20 protein-coding genes and 1 tRNA gene are annotated in these 24,284 nt (G+C 71.7%); 8 read left to right on the top strand and 13 right to left on the bottom strand.

What is annotated here, in order from left to right:
• Nucleotides 1–192: 192 nt before the first annotated feature.
• The 3 genes from QCD68_RS09020 to QCD68_RS09010 are packed head-to-tail and all read right to left on the bottom strand — an operon-like array spanning nt 193 to nt 5,044.
• Nucleotides 193–1,398 carry a right-handed parallel beta-helix repeat-containing protein gene (locus QCD68_RS09020; RefSeq protein WP_301222773.1) on the bottom strand — a complete coding sequence of 402 codons (1,206 nt, stop codon included), beginning with the start codon at nt 1,396–1,398 and terminating at the stop codon, nt 193–195.
• 5 nt (nt 1,399–1,403) lie between these two features.
• Nucleotides 1,404–3,476, bottom strand: a complete 2,073-nt coding sequence (locus tag QCD68_RS09015) for a right-handed parallel beta-helix repeat-containing protein (protein ID WP_301222772.1) — start codon at nt 3,474–3,476, stop codon at nt 1,404–1,406.
• Nucleotides 3,473–5,044: a glycosyltransferase gene (locus QCD68_RS09010; RefSeq protein WP_301222771.1), complete on the bottom strand. Its 1,572-nt coding sequence runs from the start codon at nt 5,042–5,044 to the stop codon at nt 3,473–3,475. Before QCD68_RS09010 ends, QCD68_RS09015 begins: the two co-directional genes overlap by 4 nt.
• Before the next feature lie 312 nt (nt 5,045–5,356).
• Here QCD68_RS09010 and QCD68_RS09005 point away from each other — a divergent pair, with 312 nt between their 5' ends.
• Nucleotides 5,357–7,267, top strand: a complete 1,911-nt coding sequence (locus QCD68_RS09005; RefSeq protein WP_301222770.1) for a glycoside hydrolase family 2 protein — start codon at nt 5,357–5,359, stop codon at nt 7,265–7,267.
• Nucleotides 7,268–7,378: 111 nt separating this feature from the next.
• On the opposite strand, the gene QCD68_RS09000 is transcribed toward QCD68_RS09005, so the two are convergent.
• On the bottom strand, nt 7,379–8,230 hold the full coding sequence (locus QCD68_RS09000; RefSeq protein WP_221850493.1) for an alpha/beta fold hydrolase: 852 nt from the start codon (nt 8,228–8,230) through the stop codon (nt 7,379–7,381).
• Nucleotides 8,231–8,346: 116 nt separating this feature from the next.
• Here QCD68_RS09000 and QCD68_RS08995 point away from each other — a divergent pair, with 116 nt between their 5' ends.
• On the top strand, nt 8,347–9,693 hold the full coding sequence (locus QCD68_RS08995; protein ID WP_301222769.1) for a hypothetical protein: 1,347 nt from the start codon (nt 8,347–8,349) through the stop codon (nt 9,691–9,693).
• A 99-nt stretch (nt 9,694–9,792) separates the two neighbouring features.
• Here the strand turns inward: QCD68_RS08995 and QCD68_RS08990 are convergent, their stop codons facing one another.
• The 6 genes from QCD68_RS08990 to galU form a co-directional block, all read right to left on the bottom strand.
• Nucleotides 9,793–10,854 carry an amidase domain-containing protein gene (locus QCD68_RS08990; RefSeq protein WP_301222768.1) on the bottom strand — a complete coding sequence of 354 codons (1,062 nt, stop codon included), beginning with the start codon at nt 10,852–10,854 and terminating at the stop codon, nt 9,793–9,795.
• 73 nt (nt 10,855–10,927) lie between these two features.
• A complete protein-coding gene (locus tag QCD68_RS08985; RefSeq protein ID WP_301222767.1) occupies nt 10,928–11,362 on the bottom strand; it encodes a VOC family protein in 435 nt (144 codons plus the stop codon).
• A 173-nt stretch (nt 11,363–11,535) separates the two neighbouring features.
• Nucleotides 11,536–11,611: transfer RNA gene (locus QCD68_RS08980), tRNA-Ala, on the bottom strand.
• A 75-nt stretch (nt 11,612–11,686) separates the two neighbouring features.
• A complete protein-coding gene (locus tag QCD68_RS08975; RefSeq protein WP_301222766.1) occupies nt 11,687–12,811 on the bottom strand; it encodes a hypothetical protein in 1,125 nt (374 codons plus the stop codon).
• Between the two features lie 138 nt (nt 12,812–12,949).
• On the bottom strand, nt 12,950–13,609 hold the full coding sequence (locus QCD68_RS08970) for a GNAT family N-acetyltransferase (RefSeq protein WP_301222765.1): 660 nt from the start codon (nt 13,607–13,609) through the stop codon (nt 12,950–12,952).
• 89 nt (nt 13,610–13,698) lie between these two features.
• A complete protein-coding gene (gene galU / locus QCD68_RS08965) occupies nt 13,699–14,589 on the bottom strand; it encodes a UTP--glucose-1-phosphate uridylyltransferase GalU (RefSeq protein WP_111073746.1) in 891 nt (296 codons plus the stop codon).
• A 103-nt stretch (nt 14,590–14,692) separates the two neighbouring features.
• Between galU and QCD68_RS08960 the strand changes: the two genes are divergently transcribed.
• The 3 genes from QCD68_RS08960 (at nt 14,693) to mscL (ending at nt 16,207) form a co-directional block, all read left to right on the top strand.
• Nucleotides 14,693–15,277 carry a 5-formyltetrahydrofolate cyclo-ligase gene (locus tag QCD68_RS08960; RefSeq protein ID WP_301222764.1) on the top strand — a complete coding sequence of 195 codons (585 nt, stop codon included), beginning with the start codon at nt 14,693–14,695 and terminating at the stop codon, nt 15,275–15,277.
• Between the two features lies 1 nt (nt 15,278).
• A complete protein-coding gene (locus QCD68_RS08955) occupies nt 15,279–15,626 on the top strand; it encodes an FmdB family zinc ribbon protein (protein ID WP_301222763.1) in 348 nt (115 codons plus the stop codon).
• A 74-nt stretch (nt 15,627–15,700) separates the two neighbouring features.
• Nucleotides 15,701–16,207, top strand: a complete 507-nt coding sequence (mscL, locus tag QCD68_RS08950; RefSeq protein ID WP_301222762.1) for a large conductance mechanosensitive channel protein MscL — start codon at nt 15,701–15,703, stop codon at nt 16,205–16,207.
• Nucleotides 16,208–16,386: 179 nt separating this feature from the next.
• On the opposite strand, the gene QCD68_RS08945 is transcribed toward mscL, so the two are convergent.
• Together QCD68_RS08945 and QCD68_RS08940 are read right to left on the bottom strand one after the other, a co-directional pair.
• A complete protein-coding gene (locus tag QCD68_RS08945) occupies nt 16,387–16,974 on the bottom strand; it encodes a CDP-alcohol phosphatidyltransferase family protein (RefSeq protein WP_111073750.1) in 588 nt (195 codons plus the stop codon).
• Between the two features lie 405 nt (nt 16,975–17,379).
• Complete coding sequence (locus tag QCD68_RS08940; protein ID WP_441005177.1) at nt 17,380–21,150, bottom strand: AAA family ATPase; 3,771 nt, start codon at nt 21,148–21,150, stop codon at nt 17,380–17,382.
• Nucleotides 21,151–21,310: 160 nt separating this feature from the next.
• On the opposite strand from QCD68_RS08940, the gene QCD68_RS08935 reads away from it, so the two are divergent.
• The 3 genes from QCD68_RS08935 to QCD68_RS08925 are packed head-to-tail and all read left to right on the top strand — an operon-like array spanning nt 21,311 to nt 23,654.
• Nucleotides 21,311–22,183 (top strand): HpcH/HpaI aldolase/citrate lyase family protein, encoded by an 873-nt coding sequence (locus tag QCD68_RS08935; protein WP_181439137.1) that lies wholly within the window; start codon nt 21,311–21,313, stop codon nt 22,181–22,183.
• Nucleotides 22,184–22,192: 9 nt separating this feature from the next.
• Nucleotides 22,193–22,723 carry a DUF6264 family protein gene (locus tag QCD68_RS08930; protein ID WP_301222761.1) on the top strand — a complete coding sequence of 177 codons (531 nt, stop codon included), beginning with the start codon at nt 22,193–22,195 and terminating at the stop codon, nt 22,721–22,723.
• 49 nt (nt 22,724–22,772) lie between these two features.
• On the top strand, nt 22,773–23,654 hold the full coding sequence (locus tag QCD68_RS08925) for an aldo/keto reductase (RefSeq protein WP_221850483.1): 882 nt from the start codon (nt 22,773–22,775) through the stop codon (nt 23,652–23,654).
• An 83-nt stretch (nt 23,655–23,737) separates the two neighbouring features.
• On the opposite strand, the gene QCD68_RS08920 is transcribed toward QCD68_RS08925, so the two are convergent.
• Nucleotides 23,738–24,253 (bottom strand): hypothetical protein, encoded by a 516-nt coding sequence (locus QCD68_RS08920; RefSeq protein ID WP_301222760.1) that lies wholly within the window; start codon nt 24,251–24,253, stop codon nt 23,738–23,740.
• Between the last annotated feature and the right edge of the window lie 31 nt (nt 24,254–24,284).

The following is a 24,284-nucleotide window of genomic DNA, read 5'->3' as shown; positions in this document are numbered from 1 at the left end:
GCCCTCCACCCCGCCGCTCGTGGCGGTGACGTGGCCGGCCCCGCTGCCGGCCGCGGCGCCCCGGGCGGCGGGCGGGCTGGCGCCCCGGCCGGGGGGGGGGCCGGGGGCCCGGCCCCCCCACCCGCGCGGGGCGGCGGGCAGGGGGCCGACCGTCGGCTCAGGCGCGGGCGGGAGTTGCTCGCCCGCCTCTGATCAGGACGTGCACTTCGTGGTCGAGAACTCGTTCGAGCCGACCACGTCGTTGTCGCAGGACACCGTGTTGCCGAGGACCGGACGGAAGGCGAAGGCCACGCCGTCGCTGTTGCCGAGGTCCACGGTGTTGCCGGAGAACGTGTTGTCCGTTCCCCACCCGTCCAGCAGCTCGTGCGTCTGGAACCCGTCGAGGATCGAGTGCACCCCGCGGTTCCCGGTGACGCTCCAGCCGTTCCCTTTCACGTCGACCCAGGAGTCCGCATGGTTCTGCCCCTGCATGCCCGCACCGTCGAAGGAGTTGTCCGACAGCACGCCGCCGGTGGTCCCCTCCTTGATGTCCACGTTCTCGGCCGCGGTGTCGGTGATCGTGTTCTCCGTCACGACGTTGCGGTCGCTGCGGTCCGGCTTGCAGTCGGACACGTCGCACCAGTTGTTCTTCGACGATCCGATGTAGATCCCCTCGCCGAACTTCGGCTTGCGGAGTCCGGTCTCCGAGACGTGGTTCCCGCGCACCGTGTTGTCGCTGCTGTTGGCACGGACGTGCATCGCCTCATCGCCGATCTTCCGGACCGTCAGCCCCTGCAGGACGGAGTGCTGGGTGTCGTCGAGCATCACGCCCTTCTGCCCGTTCTGCACGGTGAACCCGGACAGCGTCCAGTACGCGCCGCCGTCGAGGTGCATGACGTAGCCGTCGGACGGGTCGCCGCCGTCGAGGACGGCACCGCTCCCCCCGCACAGGGCGATGGGCTGGCTGGCCGTGCCCGTGGCGGTGCCCTCGAAGGTGCCGTCGTAGGTGCCGTTCGCCAGGGCGATGACGTCCCCGGCCTTGGCGTCCTCGAGCGCGGACTTGAGCGCATCCGCGGTGCTGACCCGGATGGTCGGCGACGTGCACGCTGCGGCCGGGGCAGCCGTGGCGGTCCCACCGGAGCCGTTCGCCGTGCCGCCGCTCGTCCCGCTGCCCCCGGAACCGGCTTTGTCGGACCCGCCGTCGTCACCGAGGGTGCCGAGTTGCGGAGTGCGGCTCGCACTCGGGGCGTGGCCGGGGTCGGTCGTCGCCGACGAGCTGGGGGCCGGTGCCGCGACGGTCTCGGGGCCGCGCACCGCTGCGCTGACACCCCAGATCCCGCCGACGATCACGGCTCCGGCGACGAGGCCGACGACCCCGGACAGGATCTGGACGCGATGTCGCTCGAAGAGGTTCGTCATCCGCGTCACCGGGCCGCCGCGGCGAGCGCCGCATCGACGTCGGTGCCGTCGGACCGTGCGGCGTGGGCTGCATGCCGGCTGCCGTCGTGGTCCGAGACGACCCGGTCCGTGCCGACTCGGTCGGTGCCCACCTGGTCCGTGCCGACCCGGTCCGCGGCGGCTTCGGCCATCGGCGACGAGATCGGCGACGCGGGGAGGCCCAGCGTGGTCGGGTCGACGACACCACGGGTGAACGAGGACAGCGGTGCGAGCTTGGCGTACGGGTGCTCGCGGGCCTCGCCCCGGCGGCCGCGGATGACACCACCGATGGCGGCGACCACGACGATGAGCAGCAGGATCAGCCACAGCACGGTGAGCGGCTGGAAGATCCCGCGCAGTGTCACGAGCAGCGGCTTGGTGGAGTGCCACCCGGTCGTGGTGTTGCCGTGCTGAACCGCGTCGTCGGACCGTGCAAGGTCGATGGCGCTCGGTCCGCGGCCGGACACCGAGTTGTCGGTCACGGTCGTGCCCTTCGAGGCACCGACCACGGTCACGCCGTGGGTCCGTGCGCCGGAGATCTCGTTGCCGTCCACGTCCGCGTCCGACGCCCTGCTGTAGATCCCGATGTCGGCGCCCGCGATCGTGTTGTCGCTGACCTCCGAGGACCGCACGCCGTCGAGCACCGAGATGCCGTTCTGGGTCGAGCCCTTGATGACGTTGTTGCGCACGGTGGTCTTCACGGCGTCCTGACCGACGACGATGCCCATCCGGTTGCCGTCCATCGTGGAGCCGCTGACCTTGACGTTCTCGCCCCCGAGCACCTCGACACCGTACCGCCCGTTGTCGGACGCGGTGCTGTCGGTCAGGGAGTTGTTGCCGTAGTCGCCGGTCGGCATGCCGACGGCGTTCGGACCGTCGGCGAGCGCCCCACCGTTCAGCGTGATGCCGTTGCGGCCGTTGCGGTTCGCCGTGACCTGGCTGAGCACGATGCCCGTGGAGGCACGGGTCATCTTGATGCCGTCCACGCCGTTGTCGTGCGAATCGACGGACGACAGCGTGCTGTTCGTCACGTACCGGTGGAGCACGAGGCCGTCGATGAGCGAGTTCTCGATGGTGGAGTCCGACATCACGACACCGTCCGCGCTCGTGAGGAACAGGCCGTACGCGTTGCCGTCGAACTCGGTGTGCTGGATCTTCGCCGAGACGAAGCTGTAGGACCCGGCGGCCGTGCTCTCGCCCGGGGTGGTCCCGTCGACGGCACCGGTCGGCAGCAGGGTGGTGCCGAAGACGTCCTTCGTGGTGCGCAGGGTCTTCGCCGTCTGGGTGCCGGACGCGGTGTCGAGCGTCGACAGGTCGGTGCCGGTGAGCGAGACGCCGCCGGTCGTGCCACTCCAGAAGCCGAGGTCACGGAACGACGCGTAGCTCAGGGTCGCTGTCCCGCCCTGGACACGGACGTAGGCACGGCCGTCGGTGGTGTCGGTGTCGACCTTGCCGGCCTGCGGGTCCCACGAGTCGATGATGACGGGGGCCTTGGCCGACCCGGCGATCTGCAGCGCTCCGGCCTGCGTGACGATCGACACGAAGCCGCGGTCGTCGCTCTCCATGTGGATGTGCAGGCCGTCGGGGCTGGCGAGCTGCAGGGTCGCGCCGTTCTCGACGACGATGTTCTCGCTGAGCAGGTACGACCCGTCCGGCTGCTTCACGAACGTCGAGGGCGCGAGCTGCTTGAGGTCGTTGACGGTGTACGCCGAGCCTCGGGCGACGAGCACCAGGGTGTACGAGCTGCCCGTGGCGAGTCGGTAGGGCTTGGTGGTCACGAGGCCGCTCCACCGTGCTGCCGATGCGAGTGCGCGCACGTTGTAGATGCGTTCGTTCTCGGCGGCGACGAGCTTCGCCTCCTTGTTCGGGCTGCCCGGGTAGGCCTTGCCCGTGACGACGGAGGACTCCGCCGCGGTCGAGGTGGACCCGGAGGTCGCGGCCTGCGCTGCGGTGGGCAGCGTCAGGGCACCGACGCCGGCGAGCGTCAGGACGAGCGCGGACGCGGTCGCGATGCGACGGCGACGACGGGTGGACGTGGTGGGGGTCGGGTTGGTGCTCATGCTGCTGCCACCTCTCCGCCCTGGAGGCCCGCTGCCGGCTGCGACGCCCGCTGCGTTCCCGACGTGGTCGCGGTCGCGGCCTCGGTCGACTGGGAAGCGGTGGCCGGGGCCGGCACCTCCGGGACGGGTGCCGCCGTGGTCGGTGTCGGCGTCGCGATCGAGGAGGTCTCGGGCGCTCCCGCAGCGGACATGGCCATCTCGGACGCTCCCGCCATGGCGAAGGCCAGAGCCGGGATCGGTGCCGCCGTCGGGACCGGTGCGGTCTGGGCCGGTGCGGTCTGCACCGCCGGGCGCGATGCGGGACCGTCGAGGGTCGCCGCGGTCTGTCCGTCACCACCCATCTGGTCGGCGTGCCGGGTCAGCCACCCCTGCTTGTTCATCGTGATGAACGAGAACACCTTGATCGGCAGGGCGATGACGATCACCACGATCGCCAGGATCGGCAGGACGAAGAGGTCGAGCGGGTGACGGCGCAGGTTGGAGAACCCACGGACGGCACGACCGGCGAGCAGCCAGGCGATGGTGAACGCCGCGCCGACGATGCTGAGTTCCAGGCGGCTGAACAGCAGGTACCACATGGTGATGCCCATGGTGACGGGGGTCAGGATGATCTGCAGGACGGTGATCTTCGTGACGAAGGGCACGCGCCAGATCCAGCCCTTGGCGATGGCCGTCAGGTAGGTGCGGTACGAGTTGCGGCTCCAGCGGATGCGCTGCTTGAAGAACGCCTTGCCGGTGGCCGGGAACATCGAGAGGGCCTTGGCGCTCTCCTGGTGCACGGTCTTGAAGCCCGAGGCGAGCACGAGCCAGGTGAGACGACCGTCGTCACCGGCGACGCAGCGGCGGCCGAGGAAGAACTCGTTCTCGAGGTTGTCGAGCACGGGCAGGACGGCCGAGCGACGGTAGGCGGCGGTGCGTCCGGACAGGCACGGCACCGCACCGGCGGCACCCATGGCGGGCACGTAGTTGAAGTAGCGCAGGTTGACGAGCCAGTCGGCGATGATCCGCCAGATGCTCGAGTTCCGCTGGTAGACGTTCTGCTGCGTCCCGACACCGCCCACGGTGGTGTCGACGAAGGGCATCTGCACGTTCTCGAGCAGTCCCGGCTCCCAGCTGGTGTCGGAGTCCACGAGGACCACGACGTCGTACCGGGCGAGCCGGATGCCCTGGCCGAGGGCGCTGCGCTTGCCGACGTGGTGGAACAAGATCGGCTTCACGGTCGGGTCGCCCACGGCGACGATGCGCTGGTACGCCTCGGTGTCGGCGATGTCGAGCACGATGATGATCTCGTCGGGGTTCTGCGAGCGCCAGGTGTCGAGGCAACGGAGCAGGATGTCGGGGTCCTCGTGGTAGCTCGGCACGACGACGGAGGTCGTGGTGCGGAAGCCGTTGACCACCGGCTTCGCCCGCGCCGACAGCACGACGCGGTAGAGCCACAGGGCCCACACGATCACACCGGCGATGCCGACGGGCACGTACTTGAGGGCTTCGTGGCCGAAGGCGACGAGCTGGTCGATGACGACCTGGGTCGATGTCTGGGATGCGGCGAGCGCGGCCAGGGTGTCCATGGGTTCGGGTCCTTCGGACTGGCAGGGTGGATGATCCGGGGCGCTCGGTGGGTGGCCGGGCGCGGACGGTCGGCGAGTGGGTGGCTCGCACGACGGTCGGTACGGCGTCGTGCTGAGGACGCTAGGCGGAGCGCCGACCACGCGACAAGGGGCTGCGGGGCACTCTTGCGCGTTCGCGCAAGCCGCTGCGGGAGTGCGGCACTCGCGCTTTCCGGACCTGTGTGGTCTGCGGGTCGCGGAGGGCCGCACACGCTCGGAACGGCCGCCTCCAGCCCCTGTACAACGATGTACCGCGTCCGCCAGCATGGGGTCATGAACGCGCACCTCGGCAACGACGCCGCTCCTGTCCTCCCGCTCGCCAGTCGTCAGGACGGCGAGTACCCGCGTCCGCAGATGATGCGCTCCCACTGGGCGGACCTCGACGGCACCTGGTCCTTCCGCAACACCGGCGACGACCCCGCGTGGCGGAACGGGTTCCCGGACGCTCGCGACATCCGGGTGCCGTTCCCGCCGGAGTCCGTCGCCTCGGGCATCGACGAGCCGGGCTTCCACCCGGTGGTCTGGTACTCGCGGCAGATCACGGCGGCGGACCTGACCGCGGCCGGGTTCGGGGCGGACGCACCTCGCGTGCTGGTGCACTTCGGCGCGGTCGACCACCGGGCGCGGGTCTGGATCGACGGGCAGTTCATCGGCGAGCACGAGGGCGGCCACACCCCCTTCACCCTCGACGTGACCGAGGCGCTCGCCGGCGCCCCGAACACCGACGGCGACACGGACACCGACACCGACACCGACACCGAGACCGGCAGCACCGGCACCGGCAGCACGACGTCCCACACCCTCGTGGTCCGCGCCGAGGACGACCCGCACGACCTCACCCAGCCCCGCGGCAAGCAGGACTGGCACGAGCAGGCGCACGACATCTGGTACCGCCGCACCACCGGGATCTGGCAGACCGTCTGGCTCGAGGCCGTCCCGACGACCGCGATCCGCTCGCTGCGCTGGACGAACGTCGACCACGAGACGATGCGGCTGACCGTCCGGCTGACGGGCGAGCACCCGGCCGGCACGCGCCTCCGGGTCGAGGCGACCTGGACGGAGCACGACGAGCACCTCGCCACGGTCGAGACCACCGTCGGCCCGACCGCGCACGAGTGCGAGCTGGTCGTGCCGATCGCCCGCCAGGCGAACGGTCAGGCGGAGCAGGAGCTGCAGTGGAGCCCGGACACACCACGCCTGGTGGACGCGGTCGTCACCCTGGTGACACCGACCGGGGCTGCCGCCGACGCCGTCAGCTCCTACTTCGGCGTCCGCACCACGCGGATCGGCGGTGGCCGGTTCCTGCTCAACGACCGCAGCATCGACGTGCGGAGCGTGCTCAACCAGGGCTACTGGCCGGACTCGCACCTGACCGCGCCGACGCGACAGGCCCTCCGCCGCGAGGTCGAGCTCATCAAGGAGCTCGGGTTCAACGCCGCCCGGAACCACCAGAAGATCGAGGACCCGCGCTTCCTGTACTGGGCGGACCGACTGGGCCTGATGGTCTGGGGCGAGGCCCCCGGCGCCTACGCGTTCTCGCCCACCGCGGTGCAGCGGCTGATGCGCGAGTGGATGGACGCCGTGGAACGGGATGCCTCACACCCCTCGATCGTGACCTGGGTGCCGGCGAACGAGAGCTGGGGCGTGCAGCACATCGCCACCGACCCGGCGCAGCAGGCGTACGCCCGGGCGCTGGCGGACGTCACCCGGGCACTCGACGCGACCCGGCCGGTGATCTCCAACGACGGCTGGGAGCACCCGGACTCGGACATCCTCTCGGTGCACGACTACGAGGGCGACGGCGACCGGCTGGCGCGGACCTACGCCGACGACGCGGCGCGGACCCGTCTGCTCGCGGGGCTCGGGCCGGCAGACCGCCTGATCCTGGTGGGCGGCGCGGTGGACCGTGGGCAGCCGGTGATGTTGACCGAGTTCGGCGGCGTGAACCACCAACCCGGCGCGCAGCGCGACGACGCGTGGGGCTACACCACGGCGGCGGACGGCGACGACTGGATCGCCCGCGTCACCGCGCTGTACGACGCCGTCCGCACGAGTTCGTTCCTGGCCGGCAGCTGCTGGACGCAGCTCACCGACACGATGCAGGAGACGAACGGGCTCCTCAACGCCGACCGCACGCCGAAGGAGCCCATCGAGCGGATCCGCCGGGCGGTCCTCGGACACTGACCGACCCCGGACCGGACACGACGACGGACGGGAGGCCCGCGACCAGCTGGTCACGGGCCTCCCGTCCGTCATCGCGACAGCCCGCCGGGCCGCCGCCGTGCAGCGATCCGGCTACTGCGCCAGGAAGCGCAGCACCGCCTCGTTCCACTCGTCGCGGTGCGACGCGAGGACGCCGTGCGGCCCACCCTCGATGACGTGGACCTGCGCGTTCGGGATCGCCTCGGCCGTCCGCTTGCCGGAGACCTCGAACGGGACGATCCCGTCGGCGTCGCCGTGGATGACGAGCGTCGGCACGTCCACCTTCGTCAGGTCGTCACGGAAGTCCGTCGTGGCGAACGCGACGGTGCAGTCGAGCGTGCCCTTCGGCGACGCGAGTTCCGCGATCGCCAGGTCGTAGGCCCGCTGGTCGTCGCTGACGAGCGGCTTGTGCGTCAACGACACCGTGCCGCCGGCCGTGTAGAACTTGTCGACGAACTCGTGCAGGAACGCCGGACGGTCGCCGGTGATGCCGTTCGCGAACCAGTCCGCCAGGCCCTGGTCGACGCCGCCGTCCGGGTTCTCGTCCGACTTCCACAGGTACGGCGGCACCGCGCTGGCGAAGACGAGCTTGGCGACCTTGCCGGTGCCGTAGGTGGAGACGTAGCGGGCGAGTTCGCCGCCGCCCATCGAGAACCCGATGAGGGTGACGTCCGAGAGGCCGAGCTCGGTGATCAGCTTGTCGAGGTCCGCGGCGAACGTGTCGTAGTCGTAGCCGCCCCACGGCTGCGACGACTGTCCGAAGCCACGACGGTCGTAGGCGATGACCCGGTGGCCGGCCGCGACGAGCGCGGGGACCTGGCCCTCCCACGACCGGCCGGACAGCGGCCACCCGTGGATCAGGACGACCGGGGCACCAGTGCCGAAGTCGTCGTAGTGCAGGTCGATGTCGTGCCCGTTCTCGGCTCCGACGGTGATGAACGGCATGGTGCCTCCAGGTGGTTGGTGTCCAGGGAACGACCGCGATGCAACGCCCGGCCGCTGGACGTGGCCTGGCCGTCGTGCGGCGAGTGGACACCACCGGGTCTGGGAGGATCGTGCGCGTGACGGACCTGCTGGAGACGACCCGGGCCTCCGCGCCGACTCGCCTCCGTCGGACGGTGACGGCCGTCCTGGAGGCACGCTCCAGCAGGTGGACCACTCCCCTGCTGCTGTGGTTGGCCTCCCGCGTGGTCAGCACGGTCCTGCTCGGCACCGTCTACCTACTGGCGACCGCGAACGGCTGGCACTTCGCCTCGTACCGGCGCGACCCGTCGTTCGCGACGTTCTCCGGGTCGTGGGACGCGTCCTTCTACCGGACCATCGCCGAAGACGGGTACCCCCACGATCTGCCGACCGACGGCTCCGGCCACGTGGTGCCGAACCCGTGGGCGTTCCTGCCGGTGTTCCCCGGGGTGGTGCGTGCGGTGATGTCCGTGACCGGTGCCTCGTTCTGGGTGGCCGGGGTCCTGGTCGCGACGGTCTGCGGTGCCGGTGCCTGCGTCGTGCTGTTCCGGCTCGTGCTGGCGGTCGCCGACGCCCGACGTGCCCGGTGGGCGACGGCCCTCTTCGCGTTCGGCGCGACCGGGTACCTGCTGCAGGTCGCCTACGCCGAGAGCATGTTCCTGCTGCTGCTCTTCGCCGCGCTGCTCGCTCTGGTCCGGCGGCGCTACTGGCTGGTGGCGGTGCTCGGCGTCGTCGCGGCGTTCACCCGGCCGGGGGTGCTGGCGCTGGCTGTGGCGCTCGCGGTGCACCTGGTCGTGCGCTGGGTCGCGGACCGGCGGGGCTCTGCAGCGCAGGGCGCGGCCCGAGCGGTCGCCGGACCTGTTGTCGGTCCGCCCGCTGTCGGCGCGCCCCTTGTCGGTGCGCCCGCTGTCGACGCGCCCGCTGTCGGCGGACGCGATCCGTTCCCGTGGCGGGAGCGCGTGGCAGTCGTCATCGCCGGGCTGGTGGTGGCCGCGGCCGGACTCGCCTGGCCGGTCGTCGCGTCGGCGGTCACCGGGCGTCCGGGGGCGTACCTCGACACGGAGCTGTCCTGGTGGGTCGGGTTCGTCGGCCGGGTCGACTTCACCCCGCTGACGCCGTGGTTCCTGATGGCCGGACGGTGGCTGGGGCCGGCGGGACTCGTCCTCGTGGTGGTGGTGCTCGCGGGCACGGCGTGGTTCCTCGGCCGACGTGACGTCCGGGCTCTCGGGCCCGAGGTCCTCGGCTTCGTCGTCGCCTACGTCGCCTACCTGGTCGCGGTGTTCCTGCCGCAGCAGAGCCTGCCGCGGCTGCTCATGCCGGCCGCGCCGCTGCTCGGGTCGGACGTGTTCCTGGCGACGCGGCGCCGGGCCGTCGGGTGGCTCGTCACGGGCGTGTGCCTGCAGGCCGTCGCGGTCGTACTGCTCTGGTTCCTCGGGTTCCCCTGACGCGCTCCGCATCGGGGGACCTCGGCGCTCCGCGTCGGGTGGCCCTGGCGTCCCGCGTCGGGCGACCCCGGCGCTCCGCGTCGGGTGACCCCTGGCGCCCTACGCGTCGAACGTGTGGAACCAGGCGGTCCCGCCCGGGTGCTGCACGGTGATCATCTCGTCGAGGTCCCGGTACGGCCCGTCCTGGTTGTGGCTCGCCGACTTGATGCGGATCGTGCCGTCGGACTCGGTGAACACCTCGGACACGATGGTCGTGTGGTCCGGCGAGCCGTTCGCGTTCCAGTCGAACATGACGATGTCGCCGACCTTGACGTGCTGTCGCTCGTCGGAGGTCCGCCGCGTCAACCCGAACGTCGACGCGTTCTGGTCGAGCCACGGGTCCATCGCCGGGCAGTAGGTCCAGGTGGCGGAGTGCTCCGCGCCACCGGCCCGGTTGTACCAGTCGCTGCGCTGCTGCCACCCGCGGGCCTGCAGCGTCTGGTTCACGTAGTTGGCGCAGTCCCCGCCGATCGGGTTCATGGTGCCGTACTCGGCGGTGTTGTAGTCCGACCAGTGCCGCATGGCGTACTGCAGCTGCCGGTCGACGTCGGTCTTCGCGGCGTAGGCCACCGTCGTGGTCGCGACCGCGGAGCTCGCATCCGGCACGGCAGCCGTCGTCGGGGTGGGCGTCGCCGTCGTGGAGTCCTGGGTCGCGCCGACCTGGCCGTCGTTGGCCGCGCTGCCGTTGCCGTCCGAGGTCTGGTTCGCCGAGGGCACCGGACGGACCGCGATCGTGAACAGTGCGACGTCCGCCGATCCCGCCGTGTACATCGCCTGGTGCGGGGCCGTGAAGGTGACCGTCGTGGCGGTGGCCGACACGTCGCGAGCGGCGACTCCGCCGACCGTGACGCCCGCCACCGAGGCCAGCCCGGTGCCGGTGACCGTCACGGTGACACCGCCGGCGAGCGGGACCTCCGCAGGCCGCACGGACGTGGCGGTCGGCTTCGCGGCAGCCTCCTTCGTCGGACTGGAGGCGCCCCCCGAGCCCGCAGCGCCGGAACCGCGAGCCGCCGAGGACGACCCGGCACCCGGTCCGTCCGAAGAGCAGGCAGCGGCGACGAAGCCGACACCGGTGATGCCGGCGAGGGACAGGAGGGTGCGGCGCGTGATCGGGGCAGTCATGACGTGTCCCAGGCTAGGCGACGCGGTCGGAGATCCGCCGACCGACTCGGCAGCCCCACCCGGGAGCCCCAGGTCAGGCGTCAAGCGACGGCTGCGTCGCGGTGATGTTGACGAGCCAAGTCACGCCGAACCGGTCCGTCACCATGCCGAACTCGTCACCCCACGGCGCCTGGGTCAACGGCTCGAGCACGGTCCCGCCGTCGGAGAGCGCCGTGAAGTAGCCGCGGAGGTCGTCAGCGTCGTCACCGTCGCCCGAGAGCGACATCGAGATGTTGTTCGTCTCGGACCGGCTCATCGACGCCGGGGTGTCCGACGCCATGAGCGCGTAGCCCCGGGTCGTCTCGAGCTGACCGTGCATGACCTTGTCGGCGTCCGCCGGGTCCTGCACGGCACCCATCTCGGCGAACGTGCCGATGCGGAGGTCCCCGCCGAACACCGAGTGGTAGAACTCCAGCGCCTGCCGGGCGTCGTCGCGGAAGCCGAGGTACGGGTTCAATCGTGAGGTCATGGTGGGCTCCTTCGTCCGGGGCTCATCGTGCCAGCCGTGCCGAGCACCGGCAAGGACCGACCGCGGAACGCACGCACGGAAGACCACAGCCCTGGAACACGACCGGCTCGCAACACGACCGGCCCGGAACACGAAAGGCCCGGAACCGATGGTTCCGAGCCTGTCGTCCTACTTGGTGGAGCTAAGGGGATTCGAACCCCTGACCTTCTCATTGCGAACGAGACGCGCTACCAACTGCGCCATAGCCCCAAGTGCTCGACCACGATAGCACCGCGGTGCAGCGATCCGAAATCGGGCCGCGGCGGTCGGGCGTGCCGCTGTCGGTCAGACGGCGCGACGTCGACGCATGATCGCGTCGAGGTCGGTCTGCCCGTACGCGTCGTCGCCGATCACACCCATCCCGGCCCAGCGGCTCGGCGCGGACGGGGCCTCGGGCTCGGGTGCGGACCCAGTCGCCTCCGGGTCGGCCGCCGCCTCCGGGCCGGCCGCCGCCTCCGGGCCGGCCGCCGGCGCCGCCCGCAGGCCGAGCCGCTCCGCGAGCCGTCCCTGGTCGTGCGACGACAGTGCCGCCGCGGCCTCCTCGACGTCGGCGCGCATCCGCGACACCCGTGCGAGCGAGGGGTCGGACTCACCGGCCCGGATCGCCGCGGCTTCGGCTTCGGCCTCGGCCTTCGCCTGCGCGACCCGCTCCCGCAGCCGGGCAGCGAGCACGGCCGACGACTCCGGCGACGGCTCGGGCGCTGCGGGGGCCTGCACGTACAGCGGCTTCGGGACGGCCCCGGGTGTCCACGTCCGCTCGACCGGTGCAGCCTCGGGCTGCTCGGTCGTCAGTGGCGGTGCGGGGTCGGTCCAGGTGCTGGCCGGACGGGAGGCACGGCGCTGCTCCGGCGCACCGGCTGCGGCCCGACGGCGCCGTGCGGTCGCCACCTGGTGCAGTTGCGCGAGCACCGCGGCGGACCCCGCAGCGGCGACGAGTCCGGCGACGGCGAGGATCCAGGCCCCGGGCGCTGTGACCAGGACGACGAGCGCGGTGACGAGCCCGAGCGTGCCGAGGATCGTGGCGCCGAGGCGGGAGCGACGCATCCGCATCGCGGTCAGTGCGGGCACGGAGGACACCTGCTCGAGGACGGGGGCCTGGGCGGCCAGACGACGGGTGATCTCGCGCTGCCGTGCGGCCTCGTGGGCGCGGACGATGGCGGCACGCTTGGCCTCTTCGGAACGGGCGACGCGCTGGGCCTCGGCGAGGGACTTCGCGTTCATCTCGACGCGCACCTCGTCCGGCAGCTCGGCGGTCTGCGCCAGGATGCGGAGGGTCTGCTGCAGTCGGATGGCGTTCCGCTCGGTCGCCAGGTACTCGCGTCTCGCTGCCCACGCGGGCATCAGGTACACGACCCAGAGCACTGCCGCCACGAGCAGCACGACGCCGCCGCCCCAGGTCCCGAATCCCATGGGGCAACGGTAGGGGGAGCGCACCGCCGGGACGCCCATTGCCGGGAGCGTGTCGAGCGAGTCGCGACGGATCCGTCGGACGGGGGCGGGCCTCCCGAACGGCAGCCGTGTCAGGCGGACCGGTGGCTACGGACCGACTCAGCCATGCGGCGAGACGGGGAGCGGCACGGCCGCTTCGTCCCAGGCCTCGTCGGGCACGCGCCCGGTGCCGAGTGGGACCTGTCCGCGGACCCAGCGGTCGAGGACGCCGTCACGTACCTCTTCGCCGACGAGACCGAAACAGAAGTGGTCACGCCAGTCGCCGTTGATGTGGATGTACCGACGACGGAGACCCTCGTACCGGAAGCCGAGCTTCTCGACGACGCGGAGGCTCGGCGCGTTCTCCGGACGGATGCAGATCTCGAGACGGTGGATGCCGACGACGCGGAAGCAGTGGTCCGCCGCCAGGGCGACCGCGGTCGGGGTCACGTTGTGTCCGGCCGCGTCCTGCACGACCCAGTACCCGATCGACGCGCTGGCGAGCGAGCCGTAGGTGATCCCGGACACGTTGAGCTGGCCGACGAACCGACCGTCCAGTTCCATCGCGAACGGGAGGCCCAACCCGGCCCGGGCGTTCGCCTGCAGTGCGCGGATGCTCCCGCGGACGTCTGACGACGCCATGCCGGAGGGGTTCGTCGCCTCCCAGGTGCGGAGCCAGGAGCGGTTGCCGGCGAGCGCGAGGTCGAGGTCGCGGGAGTCACGGACCCGGAGGGGGCGGATGGTGACCCGCCCGTGGGTGAGGGTCGGGATCGTCGTCATCGCTTCTGGTTCCTCCGGGGTCCCGATCTGGTCGGGACGGGTGTCCCGCACGGGCCCGGGTGCACCGGACCCGTGCGGGATGGGTCGACTCATTCGCCCGCGTTGAACTCCTTGAGCCAGGACTTGAGGTCCGGCCCGAGGTCCGCACGGTCCGAGGCGAGCTGCACGATCGCCTTGATGTAGTCGAGTTTGTCACCGGTGTCGTAGCGGCGTCCACGGAACACGACGCCGTACACGCCCCCTGTCCATTCCTCGGCGCTCGCCATCTTCATGAGCGCATCGGTCAGCTGGATCTCGCCGCCCTTGCCGGGCTCCTGCTTCTCGAGGACGTCGAAGACCTCGGGGCGGATCACGTAGCGGCCGATGATGGCCAGGTTCGAGGGGGCTTCACCCTGTGCCGGCTTCTCGACCAGGCCGGTGATCTTCACGACGTCGTCGGTGTCGGTCGGCTCGACCGTCGCGATGCCGTAGAGGTGGGTCTGCGACTCCGGGACCTCGAGGAGGGCGACGATCGTGGCGTTCTTCTCGCCCTGGACCTCGATCATGCGCTTCAGCAGCGGGTCGCGGGCGTCGATGATGTCGTCGCCGAGGAGCACGGCGAACGGCTCGCGGCCGACGTGCATCTTCGCGCGGAGCACCGCGTGGCCGAGGCCGAGCGGGTCACCCTGCCGGACGTAGTGCATGTCCGCGAGGTCGGTCGACTGGTTGACCTTCTGCAGCTTCTCGTGATCGCCCTTCTTGCGGAGGGTCTCCTCGAGCTCGGACACGTGGTCGAAGTGGTTCTCGAGCGCGTTCTTGTTGCGCCCGGTGATCATGAGGACGTCGGTGAGGCCCGCGTCGACGGCCTCTTCCACGACGTACTGGATGGCCGGCTTGTCGACGACGGGGAGCATCTCCTTCGGCATCGCCTTGGTCGCGGGGAGGAAGCGCGTGCCCAGCCCTGCAGCGGGGATCACGGCCTTCGAAATCTGGAAGCCCATGCAGCGACCGTATCCGATCCCCTTTTCCGAGGCATGTCAACGGATAGGGGGACACCGAGATCGGCGGGAAGCCGCATCACCCGCGATCGCTACACTCGTCGCCATGACCGCCGATCTCGGGAACGAGAAGCGTGCCCTGCGAGCCGACCTCCGGCAGCGGCGGCGCAGCCGGACCTCGACCGAACGCGACACCGAGTCCCTGTCCCTCACCGCGACCCTGCAGCGGTTCGTCGAGGAGCGGCAGATCGCCTCGGTCGCCGTCTACCTCTCGGCGCCCGACGAACCCGACGTCCGGCCGTTCCTCAACTGGGCGTTCGAGCAGGGCATCCGCGTGCTCCTGCCCGTCACCCGGGAGGACGGGCTGCTCGACTGGGCGGTCGGCGACGGCACCTCCGAGCGCGAGGGCCTGTTCGGGATGCCCGAGGTCGTCGGCGAGATCCTCTCCCCCCTCGCGATCAACGACGTCGACGCGATCCTCACCCCCGCCGCCGCGGTCGGCCACGACGGCGTCCGGATGGGCTGGGGCCGGGGCTACTACGACAAGACGCTCGGGTCCATGGCGAAGCGCCCGCCCGTCTATGCTGTGGTGTTCGATGCGGAGTACCTCGACGAGGTCCCGCGCGAAGCCCACGACGAACCCGTGGACGGCATCATCACGCCGTCGCGCATCATCACGTTCCGGAGCTGACGTGCCCACCTACTCGTACCGCTGCACCGAGTGCGACAACGCGTTCGACATCAAGCAGTCGTTCTCCGACGCCACCCTGACCGAGTGCCCGGTCTGCGGCGGGGTCCTGCGCAAGGTCTTCTCGCCGGTCGGCGTGACCTTCAACGGGGGCGGCTTCTACCGGACGGACTCGCGGCCGGCGCCGAAGAGCGAGGGCGGGGGCGGCTCGGGGTCGAGCTCGTCCGGGTCCTCCGCTTCCGGGTCGTCCGGGTCCGGTTCGTCCAGCTCCGGGTCGGGTTCGTCCGGCTCCGGGTCGTCCGCGAGCAAGCCGAGCACGTCGAGCGCAGGATCGTCGGCCTCGGGATCCTGACCGACTCCGCGCCCTCTGGATAGGTTGGAGCGGGTCACCGCACGGTGGCCGTCCACGACAGAAGGGGGGCTCACGTGAAGGGCTTCAAGGAGTTCCTGCTCCGCGGCAACGTCATCGACCTGGCCGTCGCGGTCGTCATCGGCGCCGCGTTCACCGCCATCGTCACGACGATCGTGAACTCGCTCATCAACCCGCTCATCGGTGCGGTGTTCAACGCGTCGAGCCTCGATCAGGCACTGATCTGGAAGATCCCCACCGTGTCCGGGGGCAGCGCGAAGATCCTGTTCGGCGCGATCATCGGTGCCGTCCTGAACTTCGTCATCGTCGCCGCGGTCGTGTACTTCGCCCTCGTGGTGCCGGTGAACCACCTGAAGAAGGTCGCGTTCGACCGGGTGAAGAAGAACGAGGAGCAGACGCCGCAGGACGTCCCGCCGACCGACGTCGAGGTGCTGCTCGAGATCCGCGACCTGCTCCGTCGACAGGGTGGTGACGAGGCGTCCGTGCCGACCGGCGGTGGTGCCCACGTCGCACCGTCGACCGCTCCCGAGGGTCCCGGCATCGCCGGCTCGACGAAGCTGTAGTCCCTCAGCCCATCGGGCTCACGAGCGGCGCGGCGGGGCCGAGCCGGGCCTCCCGAGGTCGCACGAACCGCCGCAGACGTCACGCCGAGATCGCACAACACGCCGTTTGCCCACGAGGTGAGCGGCGTGTTGTGCGACCTGGCCAGGCGCGCCGGGACCGCCGGCCGCGGCGCAGGCGCCTACGCCGGGGCGCGCTGCGTCCGGTGCTTCCGGGACATCTCCGCCGCGTACTGCAGCCCGGCCAGGACGTGCCCGACCGTGCCGAGCCAGACGAACACGAGCGCCACGTTCCGGATCCAGTGGTGGTCCACCGCGACCGAGGTGGACGAGAACAGCAGCACCGGCAGCCCGACGAACAGCAGCGCCGACCGGATCTTGCCGGTCCACGTCACGCGGAGGCCCGGGTTGCCGCGGAACCACGCACTCGACAGGGCGAGCAGCGCCAGGTCGACCGTGACCACGATGACGACGACGATCCACGGCAGCAACCCGACGAGCACGAGGGACAGCACGATCGCGACGATCGCCAGCCGGTCGGCGATCGGGTCGAGGGCCTTGCCGAGCTCGGACTCCTGGTGCAGGCGGCGGGCCAGGAACCCGTCCGCCCAGTCGCTGACGCCGAGGACGACCAGCGAGGTCAGTGCCCATCCGGGGTGGCCGGCGACGACGAGCGCCACGTAGACCGGGATGAGGACGAACCGCACCATCGTGATGAGGTTCGGCCACGTCTGCCAGTCGGGCCGGGTCCGCCGGGAGGGCTCCGTCATCACACGCTTCCGTTCGGGGTTCAGGACCCCCAGCGTACCGGTCAGCCCCAGTGCGGCGGCCGGTCGCGGAGGAGCCGGTCGTCGTTCTCCCCCGTCCCGTGCCGCGGGGGCTCGGGTGACGGGGTCGGGTCGCTGCCGGGGACGGGCCTGGTGGTGACGCGACGGCCGGACCGGACGACACCGACGGACGGCGCGGGCGACGTGTCCGCGACCCCCTGCGGGACGGGAGGCTCGGCTGCGGTCGGTTGCGCGCCTCCCGTCCGTGGGGTGGTCGCCTCCGGCGTCCACGCACCGGTGAGCTGCTCCGTGGTCGATGTGACCGGGCCAGCCGGGCGGGCCGCTCGACGGGCGGGCCGAGCGGTCACGAGCGGCCGGAACCGACGGTCACGAGCGGGAGGGCGATGCTCATCGGCATGCGGGAACCGGGGGGATCGAGATCTCCTGGGTGGCGCCGCGGTCGACGCCGAGCACCTGCGCGACCGTGTTCGCGACCCGGTCCGGGTCGGAGAACAGCTGGAACGCGTGCACGCGGACGTAGTGCCAGCCGAGACGGCGGAGCACCTCGGGCCGGAGGCGCAGCGACTCGCGCAGCGACCCCTTCACCAGCGACGCGTCGGTCTCGATCGTGACGCAGACCCCGCCGTGCGCGGCGACCAGGCCGAGCTTGCCGCGGTGGCCGAGCGCGACCGGGATGCCGCGCATCTCGAGTCGGCGGGCCAGGTCGACGAGCAGCGGGTCGGAGTCGTCCGGCACGTACTCGGCGGTGGTGCGGGCGCGGACCTCGGCCAGGATCTCGGCGAGGGCGACGGTGCCGTGGCCCATCCGCTCGGCCTCGATGTCGGACGGCTGGAAGCACGTCACGATGACCATCGACCGGCGGGCACGGGTCATGGCGACGGCGAGCAGGCGCTCCCCGCCGGGCTTGCCGAGCGGGCCGAAGTCGCGGAGGACGCGGCCGTGCGGGGTCCGGCCGTAGCCGATCGAGAACACGACGCGGTCACGGCTCTGCGCGACGGACTGCTCGAGCGTGGCCACGATGAACGGCTCGGGACGGTCGCCGATCACGAACTCGGTGAGGTCCTTGTGCCCCTGCGCGGCGGCGAGGACGGCCTGCTCGACCCGGACGGCGTGCTTCGCCGAGGCCGTGATGACCATGAGCGACTCGGTCGGCCGGGTGCGGGCGTGCTCGATGACGTGACGGACGACACGGTCCACCTCGGCGTCGACGCTCTCGACGGCACCGGACTCGGGGTCCGGCACGGCCTTGCCCTCGCTGACGTAGTCGAGCGCGATCGAGCCGTGGCCGAGGAACGAGCCGGCCCAGGGCAGCGACTCGATCCGGCCGCCGTAGAAGCGACGGTTGACGAGCTCTGCCAGGTCCTCGCCGCCGGCCCGGTACGAGCGGGTGAGCGACAGGGTCGGCAGCAGCGTGGACAGCTTCGCCAGGGCGGAGTCCGCGTGCAGGGCGTCGAGGGTCTGTTCGTCGACCTGCAGGGCGCGGTGCTCCGGATCGACGGCGATGCGGAACGGCGACGGGGTCTGCGTGACCGGGTCGCCGAAGACGACGGTCTGGCGGGCACGACGGACGGCACCGACGGTCTCAGCGATGGTGACGGCTCCGGCGTCGACGAGGATCACCGTGTCGAACGGCATCGTGTCCGCGATCTGCGCGACCTCGTACGGCGAGGCGAGCCAGACCGGGGCGATCGCACGGGACAGGTGGGGTGCCGAGTCGTGCAGCAGGCGGGAGGTGATCGCGCCGTCGCGGAGCTGGCTCTTCAGCGCGGCGGACTCCTCCGGCCAGTCGACGAGCCCGACCTTCCAGTTCTCGGCGAGCTGCCACGCGAGGCCCTGGGACACCCCGGCCGCGTGTGCGTCGTCGACCAGACGGAAGTCGGCCTCGACCCGGTCGAGCATGTCGGTGTTCGCGCCCAGCAGTGCCCGGTCGGACTCGAGCATGGTCTCGAGCGCGGACTGCCACCAGGCGAGTTCGAGTTCGGCGGGCACCTGCACGTCGGGGACGTGCCGGTTCGCCAGGTCGGTGAGGAGCGGCTCGAGCTGCAGGTCGCGGAGCGTCTGCATCAGCTCGGTGCGCTCCTGCAGGTTGTGCAGGACGTCGGACTCGGCGGCGAGCTCGGCGATCGTCGGCACGAGGCGCTCGATCGGCAGGTTCGCGAGCTGCTGGTCACGGCTGGCGCGGCCGAGCGGCTCGTCGAGACGCGCGAGGTCCTCGACGACGTTCGAAAACAGCACCTGGACGTCGGCGATGCCGGTGGGGACCTCGGGGTTCACGCCGGCGGCGACGTAGCGCTGCCAGAGGACCCGCTGCTGCTGCACGCGGGTGAGTGCCTCGTGCAGGTCGGAGACGTGGACGCCCGGTCGGACGTACTCACGCGCGAGCTTCTTCAGCCGGCGCCGGTTCGTGCTCGACATCGGCGCGCCCTCGCCCCGGGGTGCGGTGGCGGCGACGAGCTCGGACACCGACCGGTCGAAGACGATCGGCAGGAAGCGGTCGAGGGTGTCGCGGATCTCGGTGAGCAAGCGCAGGTAGATGCCGAGTTCGTTGATCGTCGTGAACTGCCGCATGTGCGTCGACGCAACCAGGTCGTGCGCACGCTGCAGGAGGGCCGGCAACGATCCGCCGTCGAGCTCCTGCGCCGTCGCGTGGGCGCGCTGGGCACCGTCGCTCGAGTTGAACTTCGCGCCGTACCAGGGCGAGTCGTCCGGGCCGTAGCGGAACTCGCCGAGGTTCGCGGCGCTGACCATCGTCTCGGCGACGCGGGCGCGACCGGACACCATCGACACGACGGACTGCTTGGACAACCGGGCCGTGGTGGAGGGGGCGACCGGCAGCAGGGACAGCCGCGACAGCTCGACCAAGCAGTCGAGCACGCTGACGCCGAAGTCCGGGTCGGTACGGGTCAGGGCGCCGCGGTAGTCGGTGAGGACCTTGCGGAGCCGGACCAGGGCGTCGTCGACCTCGCGGAGGTTCGGGCGGCTGGCCTTCTCGTTGCGGGCGATGGCCCGGACGACGTCCCGGCGCAGGGTGCCCGGCGTGACGGCGACGCCCGGCAGGTGCACCTCGCCGAAGCGGGCCGCGATGCCGCGGAGGGTCGCACGGCGCGGGCTGACCACGAGCACGCGCTTGTTCGCCGCGACCAGTCCGCCCAGGGCGTTCACGATCGTCTGCGTGCCGCCGGTGCCGGGCAGGGTCTTCACGACGATGGAGTTGCCGGCCGTGATCTGCGCGATCACGTTCTCCTGCTCGTCGTCGGCGTCGAGCAGGAGCGTGTCCGTCTCCGGGCTGCGCTCGTCCGAGGGGGTCTGCTCGACCGGGTGGTACGACTGCTCGACCTGCCACTTGGCGCTGGGGTTGCCGGCGAGGGCGTCGAGCACGGGGTGTGCCAGGTCGTCGGTGTCCTCGACGAGCCCGGTCGCGACCTCGGCGAACGTCGACACGACCAGTCGGGCGTGGACGGAGAAGCCGGGGATGTGTGCGGTGAGACCACGGAGGCGGTCGATCACCGGGTTCGGCGTGAACGAGCCGTCCTGCTGCGCGAGGGCGACGAACGACTGCGCGTCGAGGGTCACCCCGAACTGCTCGCGGAGGGCGTCGGACAGGCCCGGGTTGAGGACGGGTTCGCCGAGCAGGCGGACCTCGAAGTCCCGACCGTGGCGGCGGATCGCCAGCGGACGGAGCAGGACGGGTCCGCGGAAGTGGTCGTCGCCGTGCTGCCAGTCGGCGATGCCGATGCCGAGCTTCACCGCGTCGATGCCCCGGACCGTCGCGAGCTCGGTGCCCTTCGCCTCGACGTGCCCGGCTGCGACGCGGGCGGCTCGGAGCGCCACTTCGTCGCGGATCAGGCTGGAGAGCAGGGTCGTCTTGCCGGTGATGAACTGGGCGAGGCCGCCCGGGTGCGTCGTCGACAGCTCGATGCGGCCGCGCGGGTGGTCGGCGAAGTGCACGAGCGGGCTGGTGCCCCCGACGCCGGCGAGCTGCTCGCGCCAGGCGTCCCACGCGGGCTCGGCGGCGTTGCCCGCGGTGAGACGCGGGTCGCCGAGGCTGATCGCGTGCGGGCTGGTGACCTGGAGTTCGGGGCGCAGCGCGGACCGTTCGTCGGGCAGGTCCGTGCCCTCCGTCGCATCGCCGTCGACCGAGGCGTCGTCGTTCGTCACGTCGTCCTCATCGCCGGTCGTCCTGTCCACTCGCCACACACGCCCACTGTAGGCGGAAGCGTCGTGGCACTCCGGCAATGAGCGCGCGGTTCCGGGTTTTCGCCCGGTCGCCCCGCCCGCCACACCGCGGCCGGACGCGCGGGTGTGGTACCAACGGTGCATGGCCATCGACGACCGAACCGCTCCGTCCGCCCCTGCCGTCTCCCGGCGTCGATCGGTCCCCGCCGAGATCTCGCGCTCGTGGCTGCTGGTCGCCGGCACCGCCGAGGACCGCTTCGACGGTGCCACCCGGTCCCGCGCCGACCAGGTGATCCTGGACATCGAGGACGCCGTCGACCCGGCTGCGAAGCCCGCCGCCCGCTCCACCGTCGCCGCCTGGCTGGCCGGTTCCGGCGAGGCCTGGGTGCGGGTCAACGACGTCACGACGGACTTCTGGGAGGACGACCTCGAGGAACTGCGCGGCCTGCCGGGCCTGCAGGGCGTGATGCTCGCGAAGACCGAGAGCCCCGCCCAGGTCACCGACACCTGGCACCGTCTCGGCGGCCACACGCCGGTGATCGCCCTGGTCGAGTCCGCGGTCGGCATCGAGGACGCCACGAGCATCGCGAAGGCACAGGGTGCGTTCCGCCTGGCGTTCGGCAGCGGCGACTACCGCCGCGACACCGGCACGAGTGCGGACACCCTGGCGATGGCGTACCCCCGCTCCCGACTGGTCGTGGCGTCCCGCGTCGGTGACCTGCCCGGCCCGATCGACGGCCCGACCGTGGGCTCCTCGCACCCCATCCTCCGCGAGCAGTCGCAGGTCGCGGTGTCGCTCGGCCTCACCGGCAAGCTCTGCCTGGACACCGAGCAGCTGCCCGTGATCAACGAGGTCATCTCCCCCACGCCGACCGACGTCGCCTGGGCGCAGGACTTCCTGGACGACTTCGAAGCCCGCGGGCGCGTCATCCGCGACGGTTCGGACCTGCCGCGCCTGGGTCGTGCGCAGAAGATCCAGCGCCTCGCCCGGGCGTTCGGCGTGGAGCCCCGGTAGGACGGTCCCATGACCTGGTCGAACGTCCCCGGATCCGGACCCGAACACCACCGCACGCAGCACGACGGCACCGCACAGCCGTGGGGCCCGGGCGCCCAGCGCGCCACCGACGCCGAGCGCGCCGCGTGGGAGCAGGGGGCGACCTCGCTGTTCCCGCCCGGCAGGATCGCGGACCGGGTGTCCACCGTCCTGCTGCTCGTGGCGGGCGCCGTCCTCACCGCCGTCGCGGCCGTCGCGGCCGTCATCGCGGTCGCGTCCGCGGCGACGTCCTGCGGCGCGGGTGCGTCCTGCAGTGCGGGCGGGCTCGTCGGCGGTGCCGTCCTGGCCGTCGGCGGGGCCTTCGTGGTCGGCGTCGTGACGCTGGTGTTCGCGGTGCGGGCCTGGATCCGCCGGCGGACGTCGTGGTGGATCGCCGGCATCGGCTTCGTCCTGGCCGTCGCGGCCGTCACCTGGGGCACCGTGCTCTTCGTGCACACCCTCGACGACCAGGGCGTCGGCCGGGGCGCCGCCGTCGCGACCGCGCAGCTGCCCACCACCTGACCGGTCCTCCCCTGGACGCCGGGCCGACCCCCGGGCGCATGCTGGGCGCATGAAGCAACGAGTCATCGGAGACACGTCCGTCAGCGCCATCGGACTCGGCGGCATGCCGATGTCCATCGAGGGGCGGCCGGACGAACGGCGCTCCGTCGCCACCATCCACGCCGCCCTCGAGGCCGGCGTCACCCTCATCGACACCGCCGACGCGTACCACCTGGCCGCACACGACGAGGTCGGGCACAACGAGGAGCTCATCGCGAAGGCCGTCCGGGAGTACTCGGGCGACACCTCTGCGGTCCTCATCGCGACCAAGGGCGGGCACCTCCGCCCCGAGGCCGGCGCGTGGGCCCAGAACGGCGACCCGGCGTACCTCAAGGAGGCGGCGAAGGCCTCCGCGAAGCGCCTCGGCGTGGACGCGATCGGGCTCTACCAGTTCCACCGCCCGGACCCGGCCGTGCCGTACGCGGACTCGGTCGGGGCACTCGCCGAGCTGCTCGACGAGGGCGTCATCCGGATGGCCGGCATCTCGAACGCCACCGTCGACCAGATCCGGGAGGCCAACGAGGTCCTCGGCGGTCGTCTCGCCTCGGTGCAGAACCGGTTCTCGCCGGTGTTCCGCTCGAGTGAGCCGGAACTCGAGCTCTGCGACGAGATGGGCATCGCGTTCCTGCCGTGGAGCCCCCTCGGTGGCATCGGCGGCGCGGCGGACCTCGGCACCACGGCCGAGGAGTTCGCCTTCCTCGCCCGGGAGCGCGACGTCACCCCGCAGGTCATCGCCCTGGCGTGGGAGCTCGCGAAGAGCGACGTCGTCGTCCCGATCCCGGGAGCGTCCCGCCCGCAGTCGATCCTCGACTCCGTCACGGCGGCGACCGTCAAGCTGCGGCCCGAAGAGGTCGACCGGCTCGACGCGTCACGACCGGACCAGGCGGAGTAGCCGGCCGACGGCACGACGCACCACGGGCCTCCCGGCCGGACAGCCGGGAGGCCCGTGGTGCGTTCAGCGACGCAGGTCGCGTGTCAGGACGCGCAGGTCTTGTCGAAGTCGGTGCCGGCGGTCTGGACCGCGGTGGCGGACGACTGGAACGCGGACAGGTCGGCGGACTTCGGGTCCTTGGTGATCGCCTCGAGGCGGGTCACCATGTCGCCGTAGGCGCTCTGGAACGCCTCGGCCTTGCCCTTGACCTCGGTGTTCGTCACCGCGGCGACGCCGTCGTCGATGCTCGAGTCGAGCTCCTTGAGCTTCGCGACCGCGGCGGCCGGGTCGGACTGCAGCTTCGCGGCCTGGGACTGCAGGCCCTCGGCGGCGGAGCGGACCTTGCTCTCGAAGGCCTGGCAGGCGTCGGCCTTGGACTGCGTGCCGGACGCCTCGGCGGCCTCCGTCGGCGCGCTCGACGACCCGCTCGAGTTCGCACCCGTCGTCGCCCCCTGCGACGCCGAGCCCGTCCCCGTCGTGCCGCCACCCGCGGAACAGCCGGTGAGCAGGACCGCGGCGAGTGCGGCGGTGGCGAGGACGGTGAGGTGCTTCGTGGACATGGGATCCCCCGTGAGTTCGCGACGTGTCCCT

The sequence above is a fragment of the Curtobacterium sp. PsM8 genome, from assembly GCF_030433875.1.
Lineage (GTDB): Bacteria > Actinomycetota > Actinomycetes > Actinomycetales > Microbacteriaceae > Curtobacterium.
This window is presented reverse-complemented; position numbering and strand designations above follow the sequence as displayed.